The organism is Halomonas marinisediminis (assembly GCF_004347715.1).
In the GTDB taxonomy this organism is placed as follows: domain Bacteria; phylum Pseudomonadota; class Gammaproteobacteria; order Pseudomonadales; family Halomonadaceae; genus Halomonas; species Halomonas icarae.
This window is the reverse complement of record NZ_SLTR01000305.1, coordinates 1-290: the sequence shown is the minus strand read 5'-3', so window position 1 is coordinate 290 and position 290 is coordinate 1. Positions and strand designations below refer to the sequence as shown.

Annotated in this window: 1 protein-coding gene; it reads left to right on the top strand. The window is 44.8% G+C overall.

Annotated elements, in window-relative coordinates; all coding sequences use genetic code 11:
• Nucleotides 1-290, top strand: a 290-nt coding sequence (locus tag E0702_RS22290) for a hypothetical protein (RefSeq protein WP_205742019.1), incomplete at both ends; no start/stop codon positions are given.

Genomic DNA, 290 nt, shown 5'->3' with positions numbered 1-290 from the left:
TCGGCATTGCGCTTGCGGGTCTAGGTCTACTTTGTTTCGTCTCTGGTCTAATAAAAATATCGGAGTGGGGTCTAGTTGCTCCATTGACTGATTTTACTATTTTCGGCATTTCTCCAGCGATTCCAACCGTAGTTTTCGGCGCTGCTATCCTTAAGGCTCTAATGGTATGGGAACGTCGTTTTGAACAAAACGGTGGTACACCATTACTTCCTTCTTCATATTCGAAAAACCCGCAAGTTGTTGTTGGTCTTGTACTTTGTTCAACTATCTTCCTGCTGTTTGGCGCGACG